General features: G+C 72.7%; 21 protein-coding genes, 1 tRNA gene and 1 pseudogene. 12 read left to right on the top strand and 11 right to left on the bottom strand.

Annotation, left to right across the window (positions count from 1 at the left end; translation table 11 throughout):
• Nucleotides 1-2: 2 nt before the first annotated feature.
• Genes galK through PT931_RS23240 form a run of 6 tightly spaced genes read right to left on the bottom strand, consistent with a single transcriptional unit; the run spans nt 3 to nt 5,517 of the window.
• Nucleotides 3-1,070, bottom strand: coding sequence for a galactokinase (galK, locus tag PT931_RS23265; protein WP_456247865.1), 1,068 nt, complete (start codon nt 1,068-1,070; stop codon nt 3-5).
• Nucleotides 1,054-2,013: a UDP-glucose 4-epimerase GalE gene (gene galE / locus PT931_RS23260; protein WP_456247864.1), complete on the bottom strand. Its 960-nt coding sequence runs from the start codon at nt 2,011-2,013 to the stop codon at nt 1,054-1,056. Before galE ends, galK begins: the two co-directional genes overlap by 17 nt.
• Nucleotides 2,010-3,041: a galactose-1-phosphate uridylyltransferase gene (gene galT, locus PT931_RS23255; RefSeq protein ID WP_456247863.1), complete on the bottom strand. Its 1,032-nt coding sequence runs from the start codon at nt 3,039-3,041 to the stop codon at nt 2,010-2,012. Before galT ends, galE begins: the two co-directional genes overlap by 4 nt.
• A complete protein-coding gene (locus PT931_RS23250; RefSeq protein WP_456247862.1) occupies nt 3,038-3,814 on the bottom strand; it encodes a DeoR/GlpR family DNA-binding transcription regulator in 777 nt (258 codons plus the stop codon). Before PT931_RS23250 ends, galT begins: the two co-directional genes overlap by 4 nt.
• A gap of 17 nt (nt 3,815-3,831) precedes the next feature.
• Nucleotides 3,832-4,803: a hypothetical protein gene (locus PT931_RS23245; protein WP_456247861.1), complete on the bottom strand. Its 972-nt coding sequence runs from the start codon at nt 4,801-4,803 to the stop codon at nt 3,832-3,834.
• 9 nt (nt 4,804-4,812) lie between these two features.
• Nucleotides 4,813-5,517, bottom strand: a complete 705-nt coding sequence (locus PT931_RS23240; protein WP_456247860.1) for an SDR family NAD(P)-dependent oxidoreductase — start codon at nt 5,515-5,517, stop codon at nt 4,813-4,815.
• Nucleotides 5,518-5,535: 18 nt separating this feature from the next.
• On the opposite strand from PT931_RS23240, the gene PT931_RS23235 reads away from it, so the two are divergent.
• A complete protein-coding gene (locus PT931_RS23235; RefSeq protein WP_456247859.1) occupies nt 5,536-5,700 on the top strand; it encodes a hypothetical protein in 165 nt (54 codons plus the stop codon).
• Nucleotides 5,701-5,726: 26 nt separating this feature from the next.
• On the top strand, nt 5,727-6,104 hold the full coding sequence (gene mscL, locus PT931_RS23230) for a large conductance mechanosensitive channel protein MscL (RefSeq protein ID WP_456247858.1): 378 nt from the start codon (nt 5,727-5,729) through the stop codon (nt 6,102-6,104).
• 39 nt (nt 6,105-6,143) lie between these two features.
• Here mscL and PT931_RS23225 read toward each other — a convergent pair whose 3' ends face one another.
• Nucleotides 6,144-6,434 carry an FmdB family zinc ribbon protein gene (locus PT931_RS23225; RefSeq protein ID WP_456247857.1) on the bottom strand — a complete coding sequence of 97 codons (291 nt, stop codon included), beginning with the start codon at nt 6,432-6,434 and terminating at the stop codon, nt 6,144-6,146.
• A 65-nt stretch (nt 6,435-6,499) separates the two neighbouring features.
• Entirely contained in the window at nt 6,500-7,078 is a 579-nt protein-coding gene (locus PT931_RS23220; RefSeq protein ID WP_456247856.1) for a 5-formyltetrahydrofolate cyclo-ligase, read from the bottom strand.
• Between the two features lie 63 nt (nt 7,079-7,141).
• On the opposite strand from PT931_RS23220, the pseudogene PT931_RS23215 reads away from it, so the two are divergent.
• From PT931_RS23215 to PT931_RS23180, 8 genes and pseudogenes are all read left to right on the top strand, one after another.
• A pseudogene (locus PT931_RS23215) lies at nt 7,142-8,590 on the top strand (diguanylate cyclase); the annotation flags it as partial.
• 45 nt (nt 8,591-8,635) lie between these two features.
• A complete protein-coding gene (locus PT931_RS23210) occupies nt 8,636-9,559 on the top strand; it encodes a UTP--glucose-1-phosphate uridylyltransferase (protein WP_363730659.1) in 924 nt (307 codons plus the stop codon).
• Nucleotides 9,556-10,791 (top strand): molybdopterin molybdotransferase MoeA, encoded by a 1,236-nt coding sequence (locus tag PT931_RS23205; RefSeq protein ID WP_363730661.1) that lies wholly within the window; start codon nt 9,556-9,558, stop codon nt 10,789-10,791. The genes PT931_RS23210 and PT931_RS23205 overlap by 4 nt, the downstream gene beginning before the upstream one ends.
• A gap of 8 nt (nt 10,792-10,799) precedes the next feature.
• Nucleotides 10,800-11,411: a GNAT family N-acetyltransferase gene (locus PT931_RS23200; protein ID WP_456247855.1), complete on the top strand. Its 612-nt coding sequence runs from the start codon at nt 10,800-10,802 to the stop codon at nt 11,409-11,411.
• 208 nt (nt 11,412-11,619) lie between these two features.
• Complete coding sequence (sepX, locus tag PT931_RS23195; RefSeq protein ID WP_456247854.1) at nt 11,620-12,291, top strand: divisome protein SepX/GlpR; 672 nt, start codon at nt 11,620-11,622, stop codon at nt 12,289-12,291.
• Nucleotides 12,292-12,320: 29 nt separating this feature from the next.
• Nucleotides 12,321-12,393, top strand: a tRNA-Ala gene (locus PT931_RS23190).
• A gap of 221 nt (nt 12,394-12,614) precedes the next feature.
• A complete protein-coding gene (locus PT931_RS23185) occupies nt 12,615-12,959 on the top strand; it encodes a hypothetical protein (protein WP_456247853.1) in 345 nt (114 codons plus the stop codon).
• A 181-nt stretch (nt 12,960-13,140) separates the two neighbouring features.
• Nucleotides 13,141-13,947 (top strand): DUF3152 domain-containing protein, encoded by an 807-nt coding sequence (locus PT931_RS23180; RefSeq protein WP_456248194.1) that lies wholly within the window; start codon nt 13,141-13,143, stop codon nt 13,945-13,947.
• Between the two features lie 16 nt (nt 13,948-13,963).
• On the opposite strand, the gene PT931_RS23175 is transcribed toward PT931_RS23180, so the two are convergent.
• Nucleotides 13,964-17,854, bottom strand: coding sequence for a hypothetical protein (locus tag PT931_RS23175; protein ID WP_456247852.1), 3,891 nt, complete (start codon nt 17,852-17,854; stop codon nt 13,964-13,966).
• Between the two features lie 164 nt (nt 17,855-18,018).
• Here PT931_RS23175 and eccB point away from each other — a divergent pair, with 164 nt between their 5' ends.
• Nucleotides 18,019-19,524: a type VII secretion protein EccB gene (gene eccB / locus PT931_RS23170; RefSeq protein ID WP_456247851.1), complete on the top strand. Its 1,506-nt coding sequence runs from the start codon at nt 18,019-18,021 to the stop codon at nt 19,522-19,524.
• 1 nt (nt 19,525) lies between these two features.
• Entirely contained in the window at nt 19,526-20,770 is a 1,245-nt protein-coding gene (mycP, locus tag PT931_RS23165) for a type VII secretion-associated serine protease mycosin (RefSeq protein ID WP_456247850.1), read from the top strand.
• 117 nt (nt 20,771-20,887) lie between these two features.
• Here the strand turns inward: mycP and PT931_RS23160 are convergent, their stop codons facing one another.
• Together PT931_RS23160 and PT931_RS23155 are read right to left on the bottom strand one after the other, a co-directional pair.
• Nucleotides 20,888-22,174: a hypothetical protein gene (locus tag PT931_RS23160; RefSeq protein WP_456247849.1), complete on the bottom strand. Its 1,287-nt coding sequence runs from the start codon at nt 22,172-22,174 to the stop codon at nt 20,888-20,890.
• Nucleotides 22,167-22,682, bottom strand: coding sequence for an RNA polymerase sigma factor (locus tag PT931_RS23155; protein WP_456247848.1), 516 nt, complete (start codon nt 22,680-22,682; stop codon nt 22,167-22,169). The genes PT931_RS23160 and PT931_RS23155 overlap by 8 nt, the downstream gene beginning before the upstream one ends.
• Nucleotides 22,683-22,708 lie beyond the last annotated feature (26 nt).

Raw genomic sequence — 22,708 nt, 5'->3', positions numbered from 1 at the left:
GGTCATTCCAGGTGCGCGCCCGCCGAGGGCGCCGCCACGAAGCACGACGGCGGCGTGAACCGGCCGCGCGCGAAGGCCGACTCGACCGACTCCGTCACGAAGGCCACGTCCCGGGGCTCGACCAGCGCGATCACGCACCCGCCGAACCCGCCGCCGGTCATCCGGGCCCCGTGCGCGCCGGCCTCCAGCGCCGCCGCGACCGCGATGTCCAGCTCCGGCACCGTCACCTCGAAGTCGTTCTTCAGGGAGGTGTGCGAGTCGGTCATCAGGGGGCCGATGTCGGTGACCTTGCCGGCGGCGAGCAGGGCGACCGTCTCCAGGACCCGGGCGTTCTCGGTGACGACGTGCCGGGCGCGGCGGCGGGTGACCGGGTCGGCGAGCCGGTCCACGTCGGACAGGTCGGCGTCGCGCAGGGCCGGGACCAGCAGTTCGCGGGCGGCGGCCTCGCAGGTGGCGCGGCGCTGGGCGTACTCGCCGTCCACGAGCCGGTGCGGCGCCTTCGTGTCGATCACGAGGATCGTGGCGTCGAACGGGATGTGCTCGGTCTCCAGGGTGCGGCAGTCCAGGAGCAGCGCGTGGCCGGCCTCGGACAGGATCGACGCCGACTGGTCCATGATGCCGCAGGGCACGCCGACGAACGCGTTCTCGGCGCGCTGGGCGATGGCCGGGCGGTCGGCGACGGGGATGTCGAGGTCGCCGAGTTCGATGAGCGCGGTGAGGACGGCGCATTCGAGGGCGGCGGAGGAGGACAACCCCGAGCCGACGGGTACGTCGGAGGTGATGTGCAGGTCCGCGCCCGGCACCTCGTGGCCCTCGTCGAGCAGTGCCCAGACGACGCCGCGCACGTAGTCGACCCAGGTGGCCGCGCCGGGGGCCGACTCGGGCCGGCCGAAGCTGGTCGACTGGCCGGGTGCCCAGGCCGAGGTGACCGTCCACTGCTGGCGGCGGCTGCGGACCCCGGTGACGGTGGTGCGGAACGGCAGGGCGAAGGGCAGCACGAAGCCGGCGTTGTAGTCGGTGTGCTCGCCGATCAGGTTGACCCGGCCGGGGGCGCTAGCTGTTACGCGCACTGTAGAACTCCCACGCGCTGCGGATGATGTCGTGCAGGTCGGTGCGCTTGGGCTCCCAGCCGAGCTCGCGCCGTGCCTTCGCGCTGGAGGAGATGCCGACCACGACGTCCCCGGGGCGACGGGCCTGCAGCTCGACGGGTACGGGGTGCCCCGTGACCGCCCGGACCGCCTCGATCACCTCGCGGTTGCTGAACCCGTTGCCGTTGCCCAGGTTGTAGATCTCGTGCCGGCCGGGGCGGATGGACTCCAGGGCGAGCAGGTGCGCGCTGGCCAGGTCCTCGACGTGGATGTAGTCCCGGACGCAGGTGCCGTCGGCGGTGTCGTAGTCGTCGCCGTACAGGGCGAGGGTGTCCCGCTTGCCGGCCGCGACCTGGAGCACGATCGGGATCAGGTGGCTCTCGGGGTCGTGCCGTTCGCCGAGGTGGCCGACCGCGCCGGCCGCGTTGAAGTACCGCAGGGTCACCGCGCCCAGCCCGTGCCCGGCGGCCTCGCCGGACAGCATCAGGTCCACCATGAGCTTCGTGGCCGCGTACGGGTTCTGCGGCGCGACCTCCGTCTCCTCGGTGGACGGCTCGGCCGTGGCCCGGTACATCGAGCCGGTGGAGGAGAAGATGAACCGGGGGACGCCGGCCGCGCGCACCGCGTCGAGCAGGGTGAGCGTGCCGCGCACGTTGGTGTCCCAGAACCGCTCGGGGTACTTCACCGACTCGCCGACCTCGATCCTGGCGGCGAAGTGCAGGACGCCCTCGAAGCCGGCGTCGGGGGTGAGCACCTTGGCGACGTCGTGGATGTCCATCTGGTGGAACTCGACGCCCGCGGGGATCACGTCCGCGTACCCGCTGGACAGGTCGTCGATCACCGTCACCTGGTGGCCGGCCGCGACCAACTGGTGGACGACCACGCCCCCGATATAGCCGGCGCCGCCCGTGACCAGCAGCTTCATAGCGAGACTCCCCGTAGTAGCCGTGCGGCCTCCTCAGGTCGCACGTCGTTGACGAACGCGCCCATCGCGGACTCGGAGCCCGCCAGGTACTTCAACTTGCCCGGCGCCCGTTGGATGCTGAACAGCTGCAGGTGCAGGTACGACACGTCGCGGTCGAGCCGCACCGGGGCCTGGTGCCAGGCGGAGATGTAGGGCATGGGCTGGTCGAACAGGCCGTCGAGCCGGCGCAGCACGTCGAGGTACAGCGGCCCGAAGGCGTCGCGCTCGGCGTCGTTGAGGGCCGGGATGTCCGGCACCCGGCGGCGGGGGAACAGCCGCACCTCGTACGGCCAGCGGCTGGCGTAGGGCACGAACGCGATCCAGTGCGCGTTCTCGCCGACGATCCGGTCGCCCGCGTTCGCGATCTCGTCCTCGAACAGGTTCGGGTGCCGGCGCGCCGCCGCGAGCATGGTCCGCGTCTTCGGCGTCACGAACGGGTACGCGTAGATCTGGCCGTGCGGGTGGTGCAGGGTCACGCCGATCTGCTCGCCCCGGTTCTCGAAGCAGAACACCTGCTCGACCCCGGGCAGCGCGGACAGCTCGGACGTCCGGTCCGCCCACGCCTCCATGACGGTTCGGACCCGCTCGGGGCGCAGCTGCGCGAACGCCGTCCCGTGCTCGTCGGTGAAGCAGACCACCTCGCACCGGCCCACGCCCGGGTTCTCCACCCCGGGGGAGACCCGGTGGCTGAAGCTCGGGAACCGGTTCTCGAAGACGACCACGTCGTAGGACGGGGCCGGGATCTCCGAGAGCCGGTCGGCGGTCGACGGGCACAGCGGGCACTCGTCGGCCGGCGGCAGGAAGATCCGGGACTGCCGGTGGGTGGCGATCGCGACCCACTCGTCGAGCAGCGGGTCGTACCGCAGCTCGGACGCGTCGGGCGGGGTGGGCAACCGGCGCCGGTCGGTGACGTCGCGGGTGCTGGCGTCCGACTCGTCGAAGTAGAGCAGCTCGCGACCGTCGGCCAGGTGGGTGACCGTCCGCTTCACTGTGCCGTCACCACGATCAGCTCGCCGACTTCCTCGGCCAGCTGGGTCTGGGCCTCGGCCGGCAGGCCGGAGTCGGTGATCACCACGTCCGCGTCGGCCAGCGGCGCGATCGTCGCGATGCCGACCATCTCCCACTTGGTGTGGTCGGCGATCACGATCAACCGGCGCGCGGAGTTGACCAGCAGGCGGTTGGTCTCCGCCTCCATGAGGTTCGGCGTGGTCAGGCCGGCGCGCGGGCTCATGCCGTGCACGCCGAGGAACAGCAGGTCGACGTTGAGCGAGCGGATCGCGCTGTCCGCGAACGGCCCGGCCAGCGCGTCGGACGGGGTCCGGATGCCGCCGGTGAGCACCACCGTCTGGTCGGTGCGCCCGGAACGGTAGAGCGCGTCGGCGACCGGGACGGAGTTGGTCACCACGGTCAGCCCGGGCACGTCGACCAGGCGCTCGGCGAGGGCCGCCGTGGTGGTGCCCGCGGACAGCGCGATCGCCGACCCGGGGCGGACCAGTTCGGCCGCGCGGGCGACGATCGCCGCCTTCTCGGCCTGCTGCCGGACGGACTTGGCCGCGAAGCCGGGTTCGTCGGTGGAGCCGGGGCCGATGATCGTGGCCCCGCCGTGCACCTTGGCGAGCAGGCCGCGTTCGGCCAGGGTCTCGAGGTCGCGGCGGATCGTCATGTCGGAGACGCCGAACTCGCGGACGAGTTCGCTGACCCGGACGCCACCGTGCCGGCGGACGAGGTCGAGGATGGCGGCCTGCCGCTGGGGGGCGAGCATCTAGTTCCCTACCGTTCTCATGCCCCCCATTTTCCCTCACTTTCCAACAAAGTCAAACAGCGTTCCAACTCGGCGGCCACATCGGTCAACAAAGTGTCCGGAACGATGGGTACGCCCGCCAGCGCCGTGAACAGACTCGGAAGTCCGGGAAGGGGGAAACCGTCCTCGGTGAGCACCGCGCGGCCCGCCCCGTTGCCGTTGGCGCTGAGCGACAGCGACTCGCGGGTCCGGGCCCAGGCCTCGCCGACCTCCTCCGGCGACGGTACCCCGAATCCGTGGCCGACCGGGGCGGCGTGCCGCAACCGGACGATCGCCGAGTCGCCGAACTTCAGGGCCGCCGCCGCGTGGTGGGCGAGCATGTCGTGCTGGCCGGGCGCCAGCCGCTCCGTGACGGGGCACTCCGTGCGGCACTCGGCGGCGCACACGCCCAGGGCGTGTGCGACATTGCTGTGCTGCCGGTCCAGGTACGCGCGCCAGCCGGCCGGCGGCTCCGCGGCGACCCGCAGCGCCCGCGCGCACGCCGACTTCTCGGTCCGGGTGTGCGGGCAGGTCCGGTCCTCCATCTGGCCGAACCGGCTGTCCTGGAAGTGCTGGAGCCGGGCCGGGTCGGCCGCGTGCCCGAGGACCGGTTCCCAGACGAGCATCGGCAGGTACTCGCTCGCGATGTGCACCGCCGCCACCAGCGCGGCCATCTCGCGGCGCATCCAGCGCGCCTCGATCACCTCCAGCAGCAGCCGGTAGGCGGGGCGCAGCGAGCCGAGCGCGCCCCGGGGCTGCTCCCGGGGCGACTGCGGCATCCGCGACGCCAGGGCGCGCGACTTGAGCGAGTCGACGACGTCGTACGCGCCGAAGTCCTCCGCGTCGAGTTCCAGCAACCCCTGGCCGAACTCGCAGATGCGTTCGACCCGGGGGTCGTCGACGAGCGCGGCGACGTCCCCGAAGGCGAAGCGGCGGGCGAGCGCGACCAGTACCTCGTACCCCGTTTTCATAACGGAGTTCTACCAGGACACGTAAGCCCCGCCGTTGGCGTGTAGCACCGTTCCGGTCGTGTACCCGGCCGCGGGGCTCGCCAGGTACTCGATCGCGGCGGCGATCTCGTCCGGCGTACCCGACCTCTTGACCATGGTTTCGTTGATCTTCCGTTCCAGATCGTTGACCGGCCCGGCGAAGAACTCCGTGTCGGCCACATAGCCGGGGGACACCACGTTGGACGTGATCCCCCGGGGGCCGTGCTCGCGGGCCACGTGCGCGCTCCACGAGGTCAGGGCCGCCTTGGCCGCCCCGTAGGCCCCGTTGCCCCGGTGCGCCGCGATCGAACTGAGGTGCACGACCCGGCCCCCGGCGGACATCTTCGGCAGCAGCGCCTCGGTGAGCAGGATCGCGGTCATGGCGTTCGCGGCGAAGGTGCGCTGCCAGTTCTCGGCCACGCCCGCGATCCCCGGGGACAGTTCGCGCCGGTCCAGGCCCCCGGCGTTGTTGACCAGGACGTCCACCCGGTCCAGCCGGTCGGCGAAGCCCTGCACGGCGTCCGGGTCGGTCAGGTCGATCTGGTACCACGCCCCCGAGCCGATGTCCTCGACGGCGCGGTGGAGCACCTCGGCCCGGCGGCCGAGCAGGATGACGTGCTCTCCGGCGCGGGCGAACCGGCGGGCCGTGGCCAGTCCGATCCCCGTCCCGCCGCCACTAATCACTACTGTGCGCATCAGGCTAGCCTTGCACGCATGGGGATCCGTGATGAAGAGCGTGAGGTCGACCTCACCGACGATGACGCTCCGCTGTTGCCGGAGCAGACGAGCGACGACACCGCCGCGGGCTGGGGCGAGCGTTCGGAGCGGGACAGCAACGACGACCGGTTGATCCAGGACCGCCCGCCGCACTGGGACTGATTTACCCTTTTCTGTACCCTGGGCGGATGCTCAAGGGTTTCAAGGACTTCATCACCCGCGGAAACGTCGTCGACCTGGCTGTCGGTGTCGTGATCGGCGCCGCGTTCGCCGCGGTCGTCAAGGCGTTCACCGACGCGTTCGTCAACCCGTTGATCAAGCTGGTCACCGGGGGCGGGACGACCGGCGGGACGTTCACGATCAACGACGTCGTCTTCGACTACGGCTCGTTCGTCAACGCGATCATCACGTTCCTGCTGACCGCCGCGGTCGTGTACTTCGTCATCGTGCTGCCGATGAACAAGTACAACGAGTACCGCAAGCGCAACGACGAGGAGGTCGTGGAGAAGCTGTCCGCCGAGGTGACCCTGCTCCAGGAGATCCGCGACGAGCTGCGCCGCCGCTAGATCAATTCGATGGGTACGGGGTCCCCGTACCCATCGTCGCTAGCTCGAAGCGGCTGGGGCCGCGGCCGGCGCGGGGGTCGACGGTTTGGACTCGCCGCCCTGCTTCGGCGTGGAGCCGGTCGACGGGGTGGCCGGGGTCGACGCGGAGGAGCTGCCGCGCGAGTCGGTCCGGTAGAAGCCGGAGCCCTTGAACACGACGCCGACGGCCGAGAAGAGTTTGCGCAGCTTGCCGGTGCACTCCGGGCAGGTGGTCAGGGCGTCGTCGCTGAACGACTGCACGGCCTCGAGCTGGTGACCACACTCGGTGCACGCGTACTGGTAAGTGGGCACGTCCGCCTCCGTCTGGCACTCCGACACTGCGAGTGCCAATATTGCGTCAGCGTACCCGACTTCGTCTAGTCGACGTGAGGCAGAAGACACTCAAATCCCCCACCGGGGGTGATAACTCCGGTCACCGGGCGGTCGTGCGGCTCGGCCGGCACCCGGGGAAGCAGCTCGTTGTCATAGACGATCGCCACCACGGGCACCCCCGGCCGGACCCGCGCCAGCGCCCGGTCGTACGAGCCGCCGCCCTTGCCGAGCCGGCCCCCGGCGCGGTCCACGGCCAGCGCCGGCACGATCACCAGGTCGGCCGTTCCGATCGCGTCCACCCCGAGCCGGGGGCCCGACGGTTCGAGCAGGCCGCGCGGGCTGGGCACCAGTTCGCCGCCCGCCCAGTCGAGATCCATGTCATCTAACAACACAGGCAGTAACACTCGGGTACCCAGAGCGTTAGGCAACTCGGGTCCACCGGGCTCGCTGCCGACGGGGACGTAGCCGGCGACCGTTCCCGGACGTACCGTCACCAACAGCTCAGCCACCGCGGCCAGAATCCGTTCCGCGGCGAAAGACCTGGCAGTGGCCGGTGTGGTTCTCCGCACGGAGAGCAAGGTGGTGCGCAGCGCCGTCTTTTCCGCCAACATGGTGCCAAGCATGGCAGGCCCGGGACGCGGCAAGGGCCCACGGCGGAGAGCCCAGACGGCACAGGGGGAGGACCGGTGACGCTACGGGCGCGGTTGACCGCGGCCTTCCTGGCTGTCGTGCTCGGCCCCGTCCTGCTCGGCGCCGTGTTCGTCGGCGGGGCCGTCGCCGCCGTCGGCCGCAGCCGGTCCGCCGAACGCCTCGAACTCGCCGACTCCACCGCGCGGACCACCATCGAGGCCCTGTGCGTGAAGCTCCGGTCCGCCGCCGAGAGCGCCGCCGTGCAGTCCCACGGCGGCCGGACCCCCGGCGCCGCCGCCCAGCTCGTGGAGACCGGCCGGGCCGCCGGGGTGCGGATCCTCGACTCCGAGGGCGCGACCCTGGACAGCGCCGGCGCGCTGCCCGAACCGTGGTCGGTGTGCGGGGCGGTCGAACCCCAGCTCACCGGCTCCCTCAACGCCCTGGTCGCCTGGGTGCCGATCCGGGACTCCACCGGCAAGGCGCTGGGCACCGCGATCGCCGCCGAACCCCTCGACCAGGCCTTCGTCAACCGGCTCGCCGCCGCCACCGGGGTCGGGGTCACCCTGCTCGACGACCGGGCGCTGAGCACCGCCCGGGAACAGCAGCGCGCCGAGATCCGGGCCGTGCACCGGCCCGGGGGCACGGTGGAGACCGCCGGCGGGCTGTACGTGCACCTCCTCGCCGGCTCCCGGCAGCTCCCGCTCGCCCTGTTCGTGGAGCACTCCGACCCCCAGGGCCTGTACGCGGCCCTGTTCGGCATCGTCGCCGTCGCCGGCCTGCTGTCCGTGGTGGTCGCGTGGCTCCTGGCCCGGAGTACCACCCGGCCCCTCGTGGAACTCGCCCGCGCCGCCGACCGGGTGGCCGACGGCGACCTGGACGCCCGGGTGCCCGTCCGCGGCGACGACGAACTGGGCCGGCTGGCCACCGCGTTCAACCGGATGACCCGGGAGACCCAGGGCTACGTCGCGGCCCTCACCGCCAGCCGCGACCAGCTCCGGGAGGCCATGCGGCTGTCGCGCACCGACCCGCTGACCGGGCTCGCCAACTACCGGCACCTGGAGGAGTCGCTGCGCTGGGAGGTGGAGAAGACCACCCGGTACGCGAAGCCACTCTCCGTGATCGCGCTGGACCTGGACCTCTTCAAGGAGGTCAACGACACCTACGGCCACCCGGCCGGCGACGCCGTACTCGTCGAGGTGTCCCGCCGCCTGGAGGGCGAGATCCGCGACCTGGACCGCGCGTTCCGCCAGGGCGGCGAGGAGTTCGTGCTCCTGCTGCCCGAGACCGACCTGACCGGGGCCGTCAGCGTCGCCGAACGGCTCGGCTCCGCACTGCGCGACTCGGCGGTGATCGTGGAGCCGCACGGGCACGCGATCAAGGTGACGGTGTCGATCGGCGTCGCGGTGTACCCGGAGCACGGCGACACGGGTCCGAAGGTCCTCGCCGCCGCCGATGACGCACTGTACGCGGCCAAGGCCGCCGGGCGGGACACGTACCGAATCGCGCGTGGCGGTGCGCTCAGCTGACCTTCCGGCCGATAGTCTCGGCACATGTCCGAGCAGCCGAACACCCCCAGTGCCCCCGTGGCGCACCGGCGCGCCGTCAAGGCGGTCATCCCCGCCGCAGGTATGGCCACCCGCTTCCTACCAGCGACTAAGGCCGTCCCCAAAGAACTCTTCCCCGTTGTCGACCGTCCGGTGCTCGAGTACATCGTGGGTGAGGCGGCGTCCGCCGGCATCCGCGACGTGCTCCTCGTGACCGGCAAGGGCAAGACGGCGATGGTCGATCACTTCGACCGCCGCGCCGACGCCGAGGAACGACTCCTCGCGAAGGGTGACCTCGTCCGGCTGGCGGCCGTGCGCCGCCCCGAGGAGCTCGCCGACATCTACACCTGCCGCCAGCCCGAACCCCTCGGGCTCGGCCACGCCGTCGGCTGCGCCGAGTCCCACGTCGGCGACCAGCCGTTCGCGGTGCTGCTCGCCGACGAGTTCACCGACGAGGGCGACCCGCTGCTCTCCGACATGATCGAACTCCAGGCGGAGAAGGGCGGCATCGTCCTCGCCTTCATCGAGGTCCCCTGGGAGGAGGTCAGCCGGTACGGCGTGGCCTCCGTCGAGCCGACCGACACCCCCGACGTCGTCAAGGTGACCGGCCTGGTGGAGAAGCCCTCCAGGGAGGACGCCCCCAGCAACCTCATCGTCGTCGGCCGGTACGTGCTGCCGTCGACCATCTTCGAGGCGATCCGCAAGACCGAGCCCGGCGCGGGCGGCGAGATCCAGTTGACGGACGCCATGGTGCGGCTGCTCGACGAGGGCACGCCCGTGCACGGCATCGTGTTCCGGCGGATCCGGCACGACACCGGCCAACCGGTCGGCTACCTGCAGGCACTCGTCCGCCTCGCCTGCCAGCGGGAGGACATCGGCCCGGAACTACGGGGCTGGCTGAAGAATTTTGTGAACACGGAGCTCTCATGACCCGTACCACCGAGCTGGTGCCACTCGCCGACTACCTGTACGGCGTGATGGCCCGGCTCCGCCCGCTGCCGCCGCTGGAGGTCGACCTGACCCAGGCGTACGGCAACGTGCTCGCCGAGGAAGTCACGTCCCCCGGACCGCTGCCCGCGTTCGACCACGCGGCGATCGACGGTTACGCGGTCCGGGCGGAGGACCTGCTCGGTGCGACCGCGACCAGACCGGTCCGGCTCAACGTCGTCGGCGACCTGTCGGCGTCCAGTTGGCGGCCGGTCCGGTTGACGGCGCACGCCTGCTTCTCGGTCGCGGCCGGCGCCCCGTTGCCGGCCGCGGCCGACGCGGTCGTCCCCCTGGACTGGACGGACCAGGGCATGGCCGTCGTCGAGGTGTACGACGCGGCCAAGCGCGGCCACGGCCTGCGCCGCGCCGGTGAGGAGATCACGGCCGGTTCCGTGATCGCGCGCGCCGGCGTGCAGATCACCCCGCCGATGGTGGCCCTGCTGGCGGCCTGCGGCATCGGCCACGTCGTCGTCCGGCCCTGCCCGCGCGTCGTGGTCCTCGCCACCGGTGACGAGCTGGTCGAGGCCGGCCGGTCCAGTCAGGCCGGTCAGATCGTGGACGCCAATTCCCACGCGCTCACCTCGGCCGCCGCCGAGGCCGGCGCGCACGCCTACCGGGTGGGGATCTGCGACGACGACCCCGAGGCGTTGCGGGCCCTCGTGGACGACCAGACCCTGCGCGCCGACCTGATCATCACCACCGGGGGTACCGGCACCGGCCCCGGCGACATGGTGCGCCGCATCCTCGGCCGCGACGGCGTGCAGTTCACCGACCTCTCGGTGTACCCGGCCGGCTCGCTCGGCTTCGGCACGATCGGCCCCGAGGAGGTACCCATCGTGTGCCTCCCCGGCGACCCGGGCACCGCCCTGATGAGTTTCGAGATGCTCGCCCGCCCCGTGATCCGGCTGCTCGCCGGCGCCGAGCCCGTGTTCCGGCCCAGTATCAAGGCCCACCTGCTGGAGACCGTGGCCTCCCCGGTCGGGGTCCGCGAGTTCCGCCCCGCGCACGTGGCCGAGCGGCGCGGCGGGGGCTACACCGTGCAGCCGCTCGCCGGCGGCCCGTACACCCTGTCGGGTCTCGCCGAGGCCAACGGCGTCCTCGTCCTCGGCGAACGCGTCACCACCGCCGCGGCCGGCTCGACCGTCGACGTCCTGCTCGTCGACCGGCGACGGTGACCCGTCGGATGCCACCGGGTTGGCCAGCTGTCCTGCGCGAGGGCGACGTCACGATGCGCCCCTACAAACGGGGCGACGCGAAGGCGTGGAGCGAGTCCCGCCGCCGCAACGAGGAATGGCTGACCCCCTGGGAACCCACCCCGCTGGGCCCCTGGCAGGACGTGCACTCGCCGGCCGCGTTCCGGGGCCTGCACAAGGCGCTCAAGCGCGCCGGTGACGCGGGCAGCGCGATGCCGTTCGCGATCTGCCACCAGGGCGTCTACGTCGGCCAGCTGACCATCGGCAACATCGTCCGGGGCGCGTTCTGCTCCGCCTACGCCGGGTACTGGGTCGACGCCCGGGTCGCCGGGCTGGGGATCACGCCCACGGCGCTGGCGCTGGCCGTGGACCACGCCTTCGGGCCGGGTGGCCTGCACCGGATCGAGGTCAACATCCGGCCGGACAATCTGCCGTCCCGCAGGGTGGTGGAGAAGCTGGGCTTCCGGGAGGAGGCCTTCCATCCCCGGTACCTGCACAGTGGGGGTGCCTGGCAGGACCACATCGGGTACGCGTTGACCATCGAGGATGTGTCCGCCGAGGGCGGGTTGCTGGCGCGCTGGCGCAGGACCCGAACCACCTGACGGGTACGACCTGGCGCGCGCCCGTGGTTGCCCGCCTCGGGGCGCGGGCCGGCGCACCCGGTCATGGCCTGTCCCTGGGGCCGGTGGCGCAGGACACGCCCATTTGACGTCGCGTATCCGACGGCACGGTGTGGCTTCCCCGTTATTACCCGACGGCAACATAACCTTGGGTAACTAAGTGCGACGACTGTGAACGGGAGGGGTGAGGGTGCCGACTTCGGTGCTCCTCGCTGTCCTCGCCGCGGCCGGGTTGCTCGCGCTCGCACCGGCTCTCGTCCGCCGGTACGACGCCACCGAGCGACTCGTCGCCGAGAGGGCACTGTCGACGGCGCGGGTGATCAGTCGCCAGCGCCGCCGTCGTACTGTCCCGACCCGGCGCGGCTACCCCGACCCGGCCAGCCTCGTCCCCGCCCCCCGCCAGCCCTCCGCCCTCTCCCCGACGGCCCTCGCGGCGGCCCGGGCGGAACGCGCGCGCCTGTGGCGGTACCGCCGCCGTCGCCGGGTACTGTCCGCCCTCCTCCTGCTCAACGCCGTGGAGCTCGTCGGGGTCGCGGTCTTCGACCCGGGACTCTGGATCGGGTTCGCCGTCTCCTCGGTGCTCCTCGTCGCGTACACGATCAGACTCCGCAACCAGGTAGTCGCCGAACGCCGCAAGCGCCGCCTGGCCATCGTCCGCGCCCGCGAGTCCGCCCGCCGCGAGGCCGAGCGGCTCGCCTTCGAACGCGCGGAGCTGCTGGCGGCCGCCGAGCAGGCAGCGGCGGCGGCCCGCCGGGGCGCCGCGGCGTACCGGTCGTACCGGCGCCGGGTCGTCACCCAGGAGCCCCGGCGGCTCTCGCCCGTGCGGGGTGAGGCTTATGAGGCCCGTGCGGTGAACTTCTGAGGTGCGTGCTAGGATTTTTTTCGACCCGAGGGGCTGTGGCGTAGTTGGTAGCGCGCCTCGTTCGCATCGAGGAGGTCAGGAGTTCGAATCTCCTCAGCTCCACTTCAGGTCAGGGGCGGTTCCCGTTAACGGGAACCGCCCCTTCCACGTGTTGAGGCGTAAGTCCGACGCGCGTCGTGAACGGCGGTCTTTCGGGCACCAGCTTCGCGGCCTGTGTAGCTAGGGCGCACCTGGGGTCGGTCGGCTATGAACGGCGGCACTGAACGCCCAGGTCAGGGGCCGTTGCCAGATGCCGCGAAGCTTGTGCGGGTTAGGCTCGGCGGGTGGGCGAGGGCGCGCAGTACGCGAGGTACCGGGGCGACGCCGAGGTGCTCGCGCTGATCGGGGCGCACGTCGTCGAGCAGGTCGGTCCGATCACCGTGCGGATTCCCCGGACCGTGGCCGATGAAGCCGTGGCCGCCTGGAACCGTGACGAGCTGGAGGACCTGGACGACGAGACCCCCGCGCAGGCGGAGCTCCGGGAGCAGGCCGCGACCCTCGCGCTGATCGGCCTCGCGATCACGACCCGGGGCGTGCCGGACGGCGACGACCTCGTCCTGGACCTGGAGGTCACCGACCTCGGGGCGGCCGTCCGCGCGGCCCGGAACGCGGCCGACCCGCGAGCCTGAACGCGGTCCGGACGCCCGCAGGGGCGTCGTGGCTGGCCGAACGGGGGAATGGCGGGTCGGAGGAAGCAGCCGGATTTTGGCGACAATTTTCGTAAAGGTGCGCTTCCGGGCCTTAAACCCCGGCGCGTCGGGGTACCGACGTTGGGTGAAGTCGACTCAACCTGGCAGCCTTGGGTCCGTGATGGCCCCGTCGTACCGCAGGAGCCCCCGCAGGGCACGCCTCATCGCCCTCGCGGTCGTCCTCGCCGTCATGGGCCTGGCCGTGGCCAGCCAGGCGCTGCCGCCAACCGGGTCCCGCCAGCCGACCGCCGTCGCGCGGCCCGGAGCCGAAGCCGGCCCGCCCGGAACGGAAACCGGGGCCAAGGGCGGAACCGGAGCCAAGGACGGAGCCGGAACCGAGACCGGAGCCACGAGCGGCGGAGGATCCGACTCCGCCCCACCCGTCACCTACCCACCCCGCGGCGCGGGCACCTTCGCCGTCGCCCAGGGTGACGGCCCCCCACTCGGCCACGCGGGCACCCTGCTCCGTTTCCAGGTCGTCGTGGAGAACGGCATCGGCAACCTCGACCCGGCCACCGCCGCGGTCACGGTCGAGGCGACGCTCGGTGACCGCCGGGGCTGGACCGCCGACGGCAGGTGGACCTTCCAGCGGGTCGGGCCGAACCAGACCCCGGACTTCATCGTGTACGTGGCCACGCCCGAGACCCGCGACGACCTCTGCGGGATGGGGCCGGACGGCTACACCTCCTGCCGGAACGGTGACCGCGTCGTGCTCAACGTGGCCCGCTGGGCGGAGGGCGTGCCGGGGTACGGGGCGCCGGTCTGGCAGTACCGGGAGTACATGGTCAATCATGAGGTCGGGCACCGGCTGGGCTTCGACCACGAGCTGTGCCCGGGGGCGGGCAAACTGGCGCCGGTCATGCAGCAGCAGACGCTCGGGCTCCAGGGTTGCCTGCCCAACTCGTGGCCCCACCAGCCGGCCGGCTGACCGGCAGGGGGCGCCCCTACCGCAGAGGTGGCTGCTCCGCTCGCTGCTGTACCAGGAACGGTGCCGTCACCGGCCCGAACCGTGCCCCCGCCACGGACTCGGCCCGCAGGCTCCGTACCCCGAGCGGGTCGTGGTCGAAGACGAGCACCTGGGCGGTGAAGGTGCCGTTGGCGTCCACGGTCGCGGTACCCGGCGTGCGGTTGATTCCGGTCGTCCACGGCAGCCGGACCTGCGTGCCGGGCGGGAAGTCCGTGCCCCGGGCGGACGCGACCCGGCCGGGGCGGTCGCCGAGGTTGACGACGAGCACCGGCTGCTTCACGACGATCGGGGTGGTGGCCACGTTGTTGGCCGGGTTCGGGTCGGTGGTCGAGCTGGTCACCGTGCCGGTTCCCGTGCTGCTCAGAGCAGTTCTGGGGGGTACGGTCACCCGCACCGTCGCCGTTGCGCCCGCGGGCAGGTCGCCGAGCGCGCAGCCGGTCGGCTGGCAGTTGGCCGGGGTGACGGCGGTGGCCGGCAGGAGGGCGGCCGGCAGGGTGATGGTCAGGCGGACGTCCGTGAGCGGGATCTGCGAACCGTTGACCACGGTGAACTCGACGACGAGGGGGTCGCCGCCGACGTACCCGGGAGTGGGGGTCGCCGAGGCCACGACGGCCAGGTCCTTGAAGGGTTCGCCGACGGTCACCTTCGCGGTGGCCGAGTCGTCGGCGGGCTGGCCGTCGGGGATGGAACTGCTGGCGGTGCCCACGGCGTCGTGCGGGCCCTGGGCGGTGCCCAGTGCGGTCACGGCGACGGCGACGGTCTCGCCGGGGGCGAGGGCGCCGAGGTCGCAGCGGGCGGTCGGTACGTCGCAGGTGCCCCGGGCCGGTCGCAGGGCGGTCGCCTTCAGGCCGGGCAGGGTGAACACCGCCCCGGTGGCGGGCGCGGGGACGGGGCCCAGGTTGGTGACGGTGAACTCCAGGGTGGTGGCGCCCAGGAACGGGATGGTGGCGGGGGTGGCGGCGAGGGTGACGCGCAGGTCAGGTACCCGCTGGTAGACGGGCTGGGCCACGTCGCCGGGTGACGTGACGAGGTCGGTGGGGGTGCCGCCGCCGGCCGGGACGGTCTGGATGACCGACGGGTACGTCTCGGTGGCCAGGCACTCGCACGAGTACTCCTCCACGCTGGTGAACGCGATCGTGCCGCCGTCCGGGGACCAGGCCGGGTCGTGCACCCGGTCCGGGTGGTTGTCGCCGATGACCTCCCGGGACCGGCCGCCGGCCGCGGGCATGACGCAGATCCCGTAGCCCTCGCCCTCCGAGTCGAACGCCAGGGACTGGCCGTCGGGCGACCAGGCGGGGTGCCGGTGGCTGCCGTACGCCTCGCAGTCGCTGATCCCGATCTTGGAGATCAGGTCGATCTGGTCGGTGACCCCGACCCGGCCGGGGGTCACGTCGAGGCTGACCACCCAGATCCGGGTGTCGGTGTAGCTGCCCTGCGCGCCGTCGGCCACCGTGATCTCGGCGGTGTCGGCGCCCGTCAGGCCGGCGCTGTCGGTCGCCGTGCACCGGACCCGGGTCAGCCCGACCGGGTAGGTCGCCCCGGACGCGTGGTCGCAGGTCACGGGCAACGTGCGCCCGGCGGAGTCGGTGGCCGTGGCGGAGTACGGCACCTTCGCGCCGTCCTTGGTGCCCGTGGCGAACTCGTCGTCGACGACCACGACCGGCGCCGAGTCGACGACCGTCACCCGGATCACCTGGAGGTAGTGCTCCGCGCCGATGTTGTTCACCGGGTCGGCCGCGAGCACGTAGTCGAGCACGCAGGTGCCGGAGGCGGTCGCGGTGAGCTTGGTGTAGACGTGGGCGTGGTAGGCGGGTGCGATGACGCCGCCGCCCAGGGGCGGGGTCAGGGTGATGCCCGGGTCGCAGCGCACCAGGGTCGGGTTGAGCGTGCTCGCCGTCTGGGTCCGGCCCCGGACCCCGGTCCGGAAACTGATCGCGACCCCCGGCCTGACCTGCTGGTCGACCCGGTTCGGGAAGACGCCCGCCGGGTAGACCGGGGCCGGCGGGAGCGGTTCGAACGGGCCGCCGCCGTCCGGGGCCAGGCCGACGATGATCGGGGGCGGCGGCGGGGGGTTCGCGTCGTGCGGCTTGGCGGTCCGGGAGATCGCGATCCGGGTACCGTCCGGCGACCACGCGGGGGACCGGTCGGAGCCGATGAAGTGCCGGGGCATCGGGATCGCGCCCACCACGGCGCGGTCGGCGACCCGGGCGATCCGGACCTGGCCGGCCGGGTCGAGCTCCCCGTCGCCGGTGACGACGAGGTTGTCGCCGACCACCCGGTTGCCGTTGCCGGACACCTGGTTGTTCTTCCCGACCACGATGTTGTTCTCGCCGCGCACCGTGTTGCTGTCACCGGTGACCGTGTTGCCGTGCCCGAACACGTTGTTGTGGGAGCCGGTGAGCTGGTTGGCATGGAAGTAGTCGTAGTAGCTGCCGATCCGGTTCTCGTCGCCGGTGATCGCGTTCTCGCCGCCGTAGATCGTGTTCGCGCCGCCGACGACGACGTTGTAGCTGCCGTACACGCCGGTGGCGCCGTACTCGGAGGGGCGGTTGAGCACGCTGTTCTCGTTGCCGCTGACGGACAGGCCGCCGCCGTGGGCGATGTTGCTGAACCCGTACACCGCGCCGCTGTCCGTGACGTTCTGCGGGCCGGGGACGGTGTCGGGCACCCGGGACTCCACATAGGCGATCATCGTGCCGTCCGGGGACCAGGCGGGCTCGGTGGCGGTGACGCCGGCACGGTACGCGGTGAGTTCGCGGGCGTTCGCGCCGGACGCGTCGGCCACCAGGATCCGGCTCTGCGGGGAGCCGTCGGGGGCGGTGCGCCACTCGGTGTAGGCCAGCCGGGCGCCGTCGGGGGAGTACGCGGAGTCCTGTTCGCGGCCGTCCTGGCGCGCGGTCAGGTCGACCGGGTGCTCGCCGCGCTGGTCGGCGCTCCACACGTCTGTGCCCGGCCCCCAGGACCGTCGACTGTAGACGACCGTGGTCTCCGTCTCGCCGTCCCAGTCGTAGCTGTACCAGCTCGGCCGGGTCTCGGCGACGCCGCGCCGGGTGCCGACCTTCTGGGCGGTGCCGCCCGCGACCGGGACCGCGTACACGTCGCCCGCCTGGCCTTTCGCGATGTCCTTCGGGTTGTCGTCCTTGCGGGTCACGAACGCGATCCGGGCGCCGTCCGGGGACCAGGCGGGGTCGGCCGAGTCGCCCCAGTTGGCCGGCAGCAACCGGGTGGCCGTGCCGCCGGCCGCCGGCATCACGAACACGTCGGGACCATTCACGAACGCGATCCGGGTACCGTCCGGCGACTGGGCCGGCTGGCCGCCCGCGCCGAGCCGGCGGTCGTCGGTGCCGTCCCGCTTCGCCGAGTGCACCGCGCCGTCGAGGCCGAACAGCAGCCGGGTGCCGTCCGGGGACCAGGACGGGTCGGTGCCCCGGGTGACGGTCTGGCCGTCCGTGCCGTTCGGCCGGATCAGGCGGATCTCGCCGTCCTGCTCGTAGGCGATCCAGCGGCCGTCGGGGGACAGGGTCGGGTGGCGCTGGACGGCTGCGTCGTCGGTGACCCGGCGGGGGGCGGAGTCCGAGCCCCGGTACCAGATCTCACCGTCCGTCTCCCTGACGTCACCACGGGTGCTGATCCAGGTCAGGGTGCCGGTCGGGTCGTTCCAGGCCGCGTCGTAGTCGTTGGCGGGCGCGACCACGTCGTCGACGTAGGGCTCGCCGGGTACGATCGCCGACTCCTCCGTGCCGGTGTACCCGATCCGGGAACCGCTCGGCGGGGCCGGGTCGGCCGCCGACACGGCGGGATCCGGGCCCGGGGCGACGGTCAGGAGCCCCAGAGCCAGTACGACGACGGTCAGCCTGGTTGCGCGCACGAATCTTCTCCCCGCCCGTAGGTTCCCCCACGGTCTCCCGAACCCCTCGGCAGGTCAGGATCGTGCTGGGCAGCCGTTCGGGCGCCGACGGTTGCCCCAGAGTGCAGCTTGCCCCGCTCACGTAAGGTGGGTCCGGAATCGATCACCCCTGAAGAGAGTTGCCGATGCGGACCCGACGCGACCAGGTGCAGGCGTACCGGTTCGTGACCCGCCGGCTCGTCTCGGCCATGCTGTCGGGCGAACCGGAGACGACCAACCTTCCCCTCCGCAGGCTCCTGCTGGCCGCGATCGGCAGCGTCATGGTCGCGGTCGTCGTGTTCGCCGGGGTCGGGGCATACGGCCTGTTCAACCCGGGCGGCAAGGAGTCCTGGAAGAAGGACATGACGCTCGTCATCGAGCGGGAGAGCGGCGCCCGGTTCGTCTATCTCAACGGCAAGCTGTTCCCGGTCCTCAACTACGCCTCGGCCCGCCTGATCATCGGCACCGCCAAGCCCGTCCAGGAGCTGGCGTCGCGCAACTCCCTCGCCGACACCCCGCGCGCCCGGCCGGTCGGCATCGAGGGCGCGCCCGACGCGCTGCCCGACCCGAAGGCCCTGCTCGGCCTGCCCTGGTCGGTGTGCAGCGCCCCGAAGGTCGCCGACACCGCCGACCTGGCCACCCACCTGGTGATCGGTTCGTCCCTGACCGGCGGTTCCCCGCTCGGCACGGACGGCCTGCTGGTGTCCAGCGGCTCCGCGACCTACCTGCTGTGGGGCGACCGCCGGCTGAAGGTGCCCGACAGGACTGCCCTCGCGGCCCTCGGCATGACGACGACCCCGATGCCGGTCGGCCAGGCGCTCGTCGACGGCATCACCGCCGGCCCCGACCTCGCCGCGCCCGGCATCCCCGGCGTCGGCGGCGAGGGCCGCAAGCTCGGCACCCAGACCTCGAAGATCGGCGCGGTGTACCAGAGCGGCAGCCAGTACTACGTGATGCTCGCCGACGGCCTCGCCCCCGTGCACGAGGTGACCGCCAACCTGCTCAACTCCGAGGCGCGCACGTTCATCCAGATCTCGCCCGCCGAGGCCGCCTCCGCGAGCTCCGCCACGAAGATCGAGCCCGACGGGCTGCCGCACACCGCGCCGAAGCTCCGCACGATGGACGGCGGCACCCAGCCGGCCGTGTGCGCCGGCTACCGGGGCGACCCGGACAAACCCGTCACCATCGAGGTGTACGCGAAGGCCCCCGAGCAGTTCTCCAAGCCCCAGGAGCCGGCCGTCAGCACGGGCCGCGACTCCGTGCGCACCGCCGACCGGGTCGTCATGCCCGGCGGCCGCGGCGCGCTCGTCCAGGTGCAGCCCGCGCCCGGGGTGCCCGCGTCCGGCACGGTGTTCCTGGTGACCGACCAGGGCATCAAGTACGGCCTGGCGGGCAACGCCCAGGAGGCCCTCGGGTACGCCGTCGTCAAGGTGATCGGCGTCCCCGCCGCCCTGTTGGCCCTGGTGCCCACCGGCCCCGGCCTCGACCCGACGGTCGCGCTGACCGCCGTCGGGGGCGCGACCCCGGCCCCGGGCGCCCCGACCTCGGCCACCCCCGCCCCGGTCCCGGTCCCCGAACCGACCCCCACGCCGAGCGCCAAGCCCTCGGCGACCCCGACCCGCAGCCCCACGCCGACCCCGAAGAAGACCTGACATGCGCCGGCTCGCGTTCTGTCTCGCGGCGGGTGCGTTCGCCGCCGTCCTCGCGGTGCCCGCACCGGCCCAGGCCGCGCCCCGGCCCAACAAGGACTGCGGCGCGGCCAACCCCAACGCCCGCCCGCTGGCCCAGAAGCCGTGGCCGCTGCGGCGGCTCGCGCCCGCCAACGTGTGGGGCTTCAGCCGGGGCCAGGGCGTCACGGTCGCCGTGATCGACTCGGGCGTGTCCCCGGACCACCCGAAGCTGAACAACGGCAAGGTGCTGCAGGGCCAGGACTTCATCGAACCCGGCCCCGGCGGGGACTGCGACGACCACGGGCACGGCACCTTCGTCGCGGGCATCATCGCGGGCTGGGAGAGCCGGAACGACAGCGACAGCCCGTACACCGGGATCGCCCCCGACGCGCGGATCCTGCCGATCAAGGTCATGAAGGGCGAGGAGCACCTCAGCGTCGAGGAGGGCCGCAGGCGCGCCGACCTGGTCGCCGGGGCCGTGGACTTCGCCGTGCAGAAGAAGGTCCAGGTCATCAACATGTCCCTGGTCCTGGACCACACCCCGGCGCTCGCCGCCGCCATCGACCGGGCGCTCAAGGCGAACATCGTGGTCGTCGCGGCGGCCGGCAACACGGGGGACACGCCCGAGGCGGCCGGCAAGGACCTGTTCCCGGCGGCGTACGACGGGGTGCTCGCGGTCGGCGGCGTCGACGAGGCCGACAAGCACGCCCCGTCCTCCACCCCGGGCAAGTACGTGGACATCGCCGCGCCCGGCGTCAACGTGGACGGCCCCACCCTGCACGGCGGCGGTTACGTCACCGAGAGCAAGGGCACCAGCTACGCCGCCGCGTACGTGTCCGGCGTCGCCGCCCTGCTCCGGGGCTACTACAAGGACATGCCCGCCACCGAGATCGTGAACCGGCTGGTCAAGACGGCGGACCGCCCGGCGCTCGGCAGGGACAACATGGTCGGCTACGGCATCGTCAACCCGTACCGGGCGATGACCGCGATCCTCGACCCGGCCGCCGAGCAGGCCAAACCGGTCGAGGGTGGCATCGCCCGGCCCGCCGACCGGGAGGATCCCCTGCACGCGGCCAAGACGTACGGGCCGGCGCTCGCGGGCGGGTGCCTCGGGGCCACGGCGCTGCTGGCGGTGCTGGCGTTCGCGTTCCCCCGGGGCGCGCGCCGGGGCTGGCGGCCGGGGCGGGCGGTCCGAGCGAAGGACCCGACGGCGACCGTCGAGGACTGAGGCCGCGACCAGGAGCGGTGGGCCCGCGCCGCCGGAGCTGTGGCCGACAACGCACCCGGCAGGCGGACTTCCGGTCCGGCCCCGGCGACCGCAGCGCTCGGCGCGCAGGTGCCAGGGTCAGTGGACGCCGAGGCGGCGCCAGGACATCCCGTCCGGGCTGAACGCCGCCCAGTCCATCCCCCACACCCCGAACGCCACATACCCGGCGCCCGTCCGGTGCACCCTGCTGACCTGGGGCAACGCGGTCACCTTCGTGCCGCCCTGCTGCCCGGACGCGGCAACCCACCACGTCCCCGGGTCGGTGTCCACGGCGGTGAGCACCCGGCCGTCGGGCAGCGGCACCAGGTCGCCGGCCGAGGCGGGCGGGAAGCCCTCGAACAGGGAGAAGGTCTGGCCGTTGTCGGTCGACCGGAACAGCCCGAGGATGGGGCTGGCGGCCTGCCGGGTGCCGTCGATCGTGGCCCGGCCGGTGACGACCGCGTAGATCTGGTCCTTGCCGATCGCGATCCGGATGCCGCCGACCACGCCGCTCAGGACGGACACGGGCGTGAGCTGCCAGGTCCGGCCCGCGTCCCGGCTGACCGCGATCTGCGGCTTGCCGCCGCTGAAACCGGTGACCCACCAGGCGCCGTCCCGGGCGGGGCCGGGCGCCGCCCAGGTGACGGTGAGGCCGGACGGGACGGTGCCCAGCTTCGCGGCCCGGCCACCGGCGGCGGCCTGCCGGACCCGGAGGCCGTCGGAGGCGAGGAACAGCCGGCTGTTGGCGGGGATCGAGGTCAGGGGCGAGTCGTCGACCGGGGTGGCCGCCCAGGTGCGGCCGCTGTCGGGGCTGTGCCACGCGCCGCCGAGCACGAGCTCGGTGCCGTTGAGGACCATCAGGTCGGGCAGGGTCTCGGGGGTGGCGGCCGGGACCGGGGTCTGGAGCCGCTGCCACTCGTCGCCGCCGTCGTCGCTGCGCGCGAGGGTCAGCGTGCAGGTGGGCAGGGCGTGGCAGTCGGCCGCCAGCGCGTACCCGTGGCGGTCGTCGGCGAACTCCACGTCGTAGAGCAGGCCGGGCACGTTGAGGGTCGACCGGTCGGGGGCGAGCACCTCGATGCCCTCGCCGGACCAGGTGGAGGTGTGGCTGGTGACGGAGGTGTTGATCGCGTACTGGTTCGGCGCGGCGGGGCCGGGCGTCGGCTCGCCGGGGGTGGACGCCAGCCGGACCCCCGTGATGGTCAGGACCGCGAGTGCCGTGCCCCCGGCGGCGGTGAACAGGCGGCGACGGCGACGGACGGCGTCGGCGCGCGCGGACACGGAGCCGAGACCCGGCTGGGGGATGTTGCCCAGCAGGTGGGAGCGCGATTCTGCGAGGGCCCGTTCGATCCGGTCATCGGGCTCAAACGGGTCGAGTAACTCAGGCATGGCGGAACGTCTCCGCCTCGGCCGGCCGGAGTCTGGTGGCCAGTGCGGTGCGCCCGCGCGACAGTCGGGACTTCACGGTGCCGACGGGGAGGTCGAGGGTCGTGGCGACCTCGTCGACGGGGAGGTCGGCCAGGTGGTGCAGGACGATCACCTCCCGGTACGCCTGGGGGAGCTGGGCGAGCGCCGCGAGCAGGTCGGTCCGGTCGGGTTCGGGGCCGGGCTCGACGGTGCTGGTGACCGGGCGGGTGCGCATCATGATCGTGTCGAACAGCCGGCGGCGGCGCCAGCGGCGGCGGACCAGGTTGACGGCGACGGTGCGCAGCCAGGCTTCCGGGTTCTCGATGTCGGAGATGTGCTTCGGGCGGGCCAGCGCGCGGGCGAACGCCTCCTGGACGGCGTCCTGCGCCTCGGCGAGGTCGCCGGTGAACGCGTAGAGCTGCGTGACGAGCCGCCGGTAGCAGTCGTCGTACAGATTCGCGATCGCCACTTCGCCGTTGTTGCTGCCCACCAGGACACCTCCATGCCGACTGTTCA

The sequence above is a fragment of the Longispora urticae genome (genome assembly GCF_053902585.1).
The sequence above is the reverse complement of the archived record's forward strand: the minus strand, read 5'-3'. Positions and strand labels throughout refer to the sequence as shown.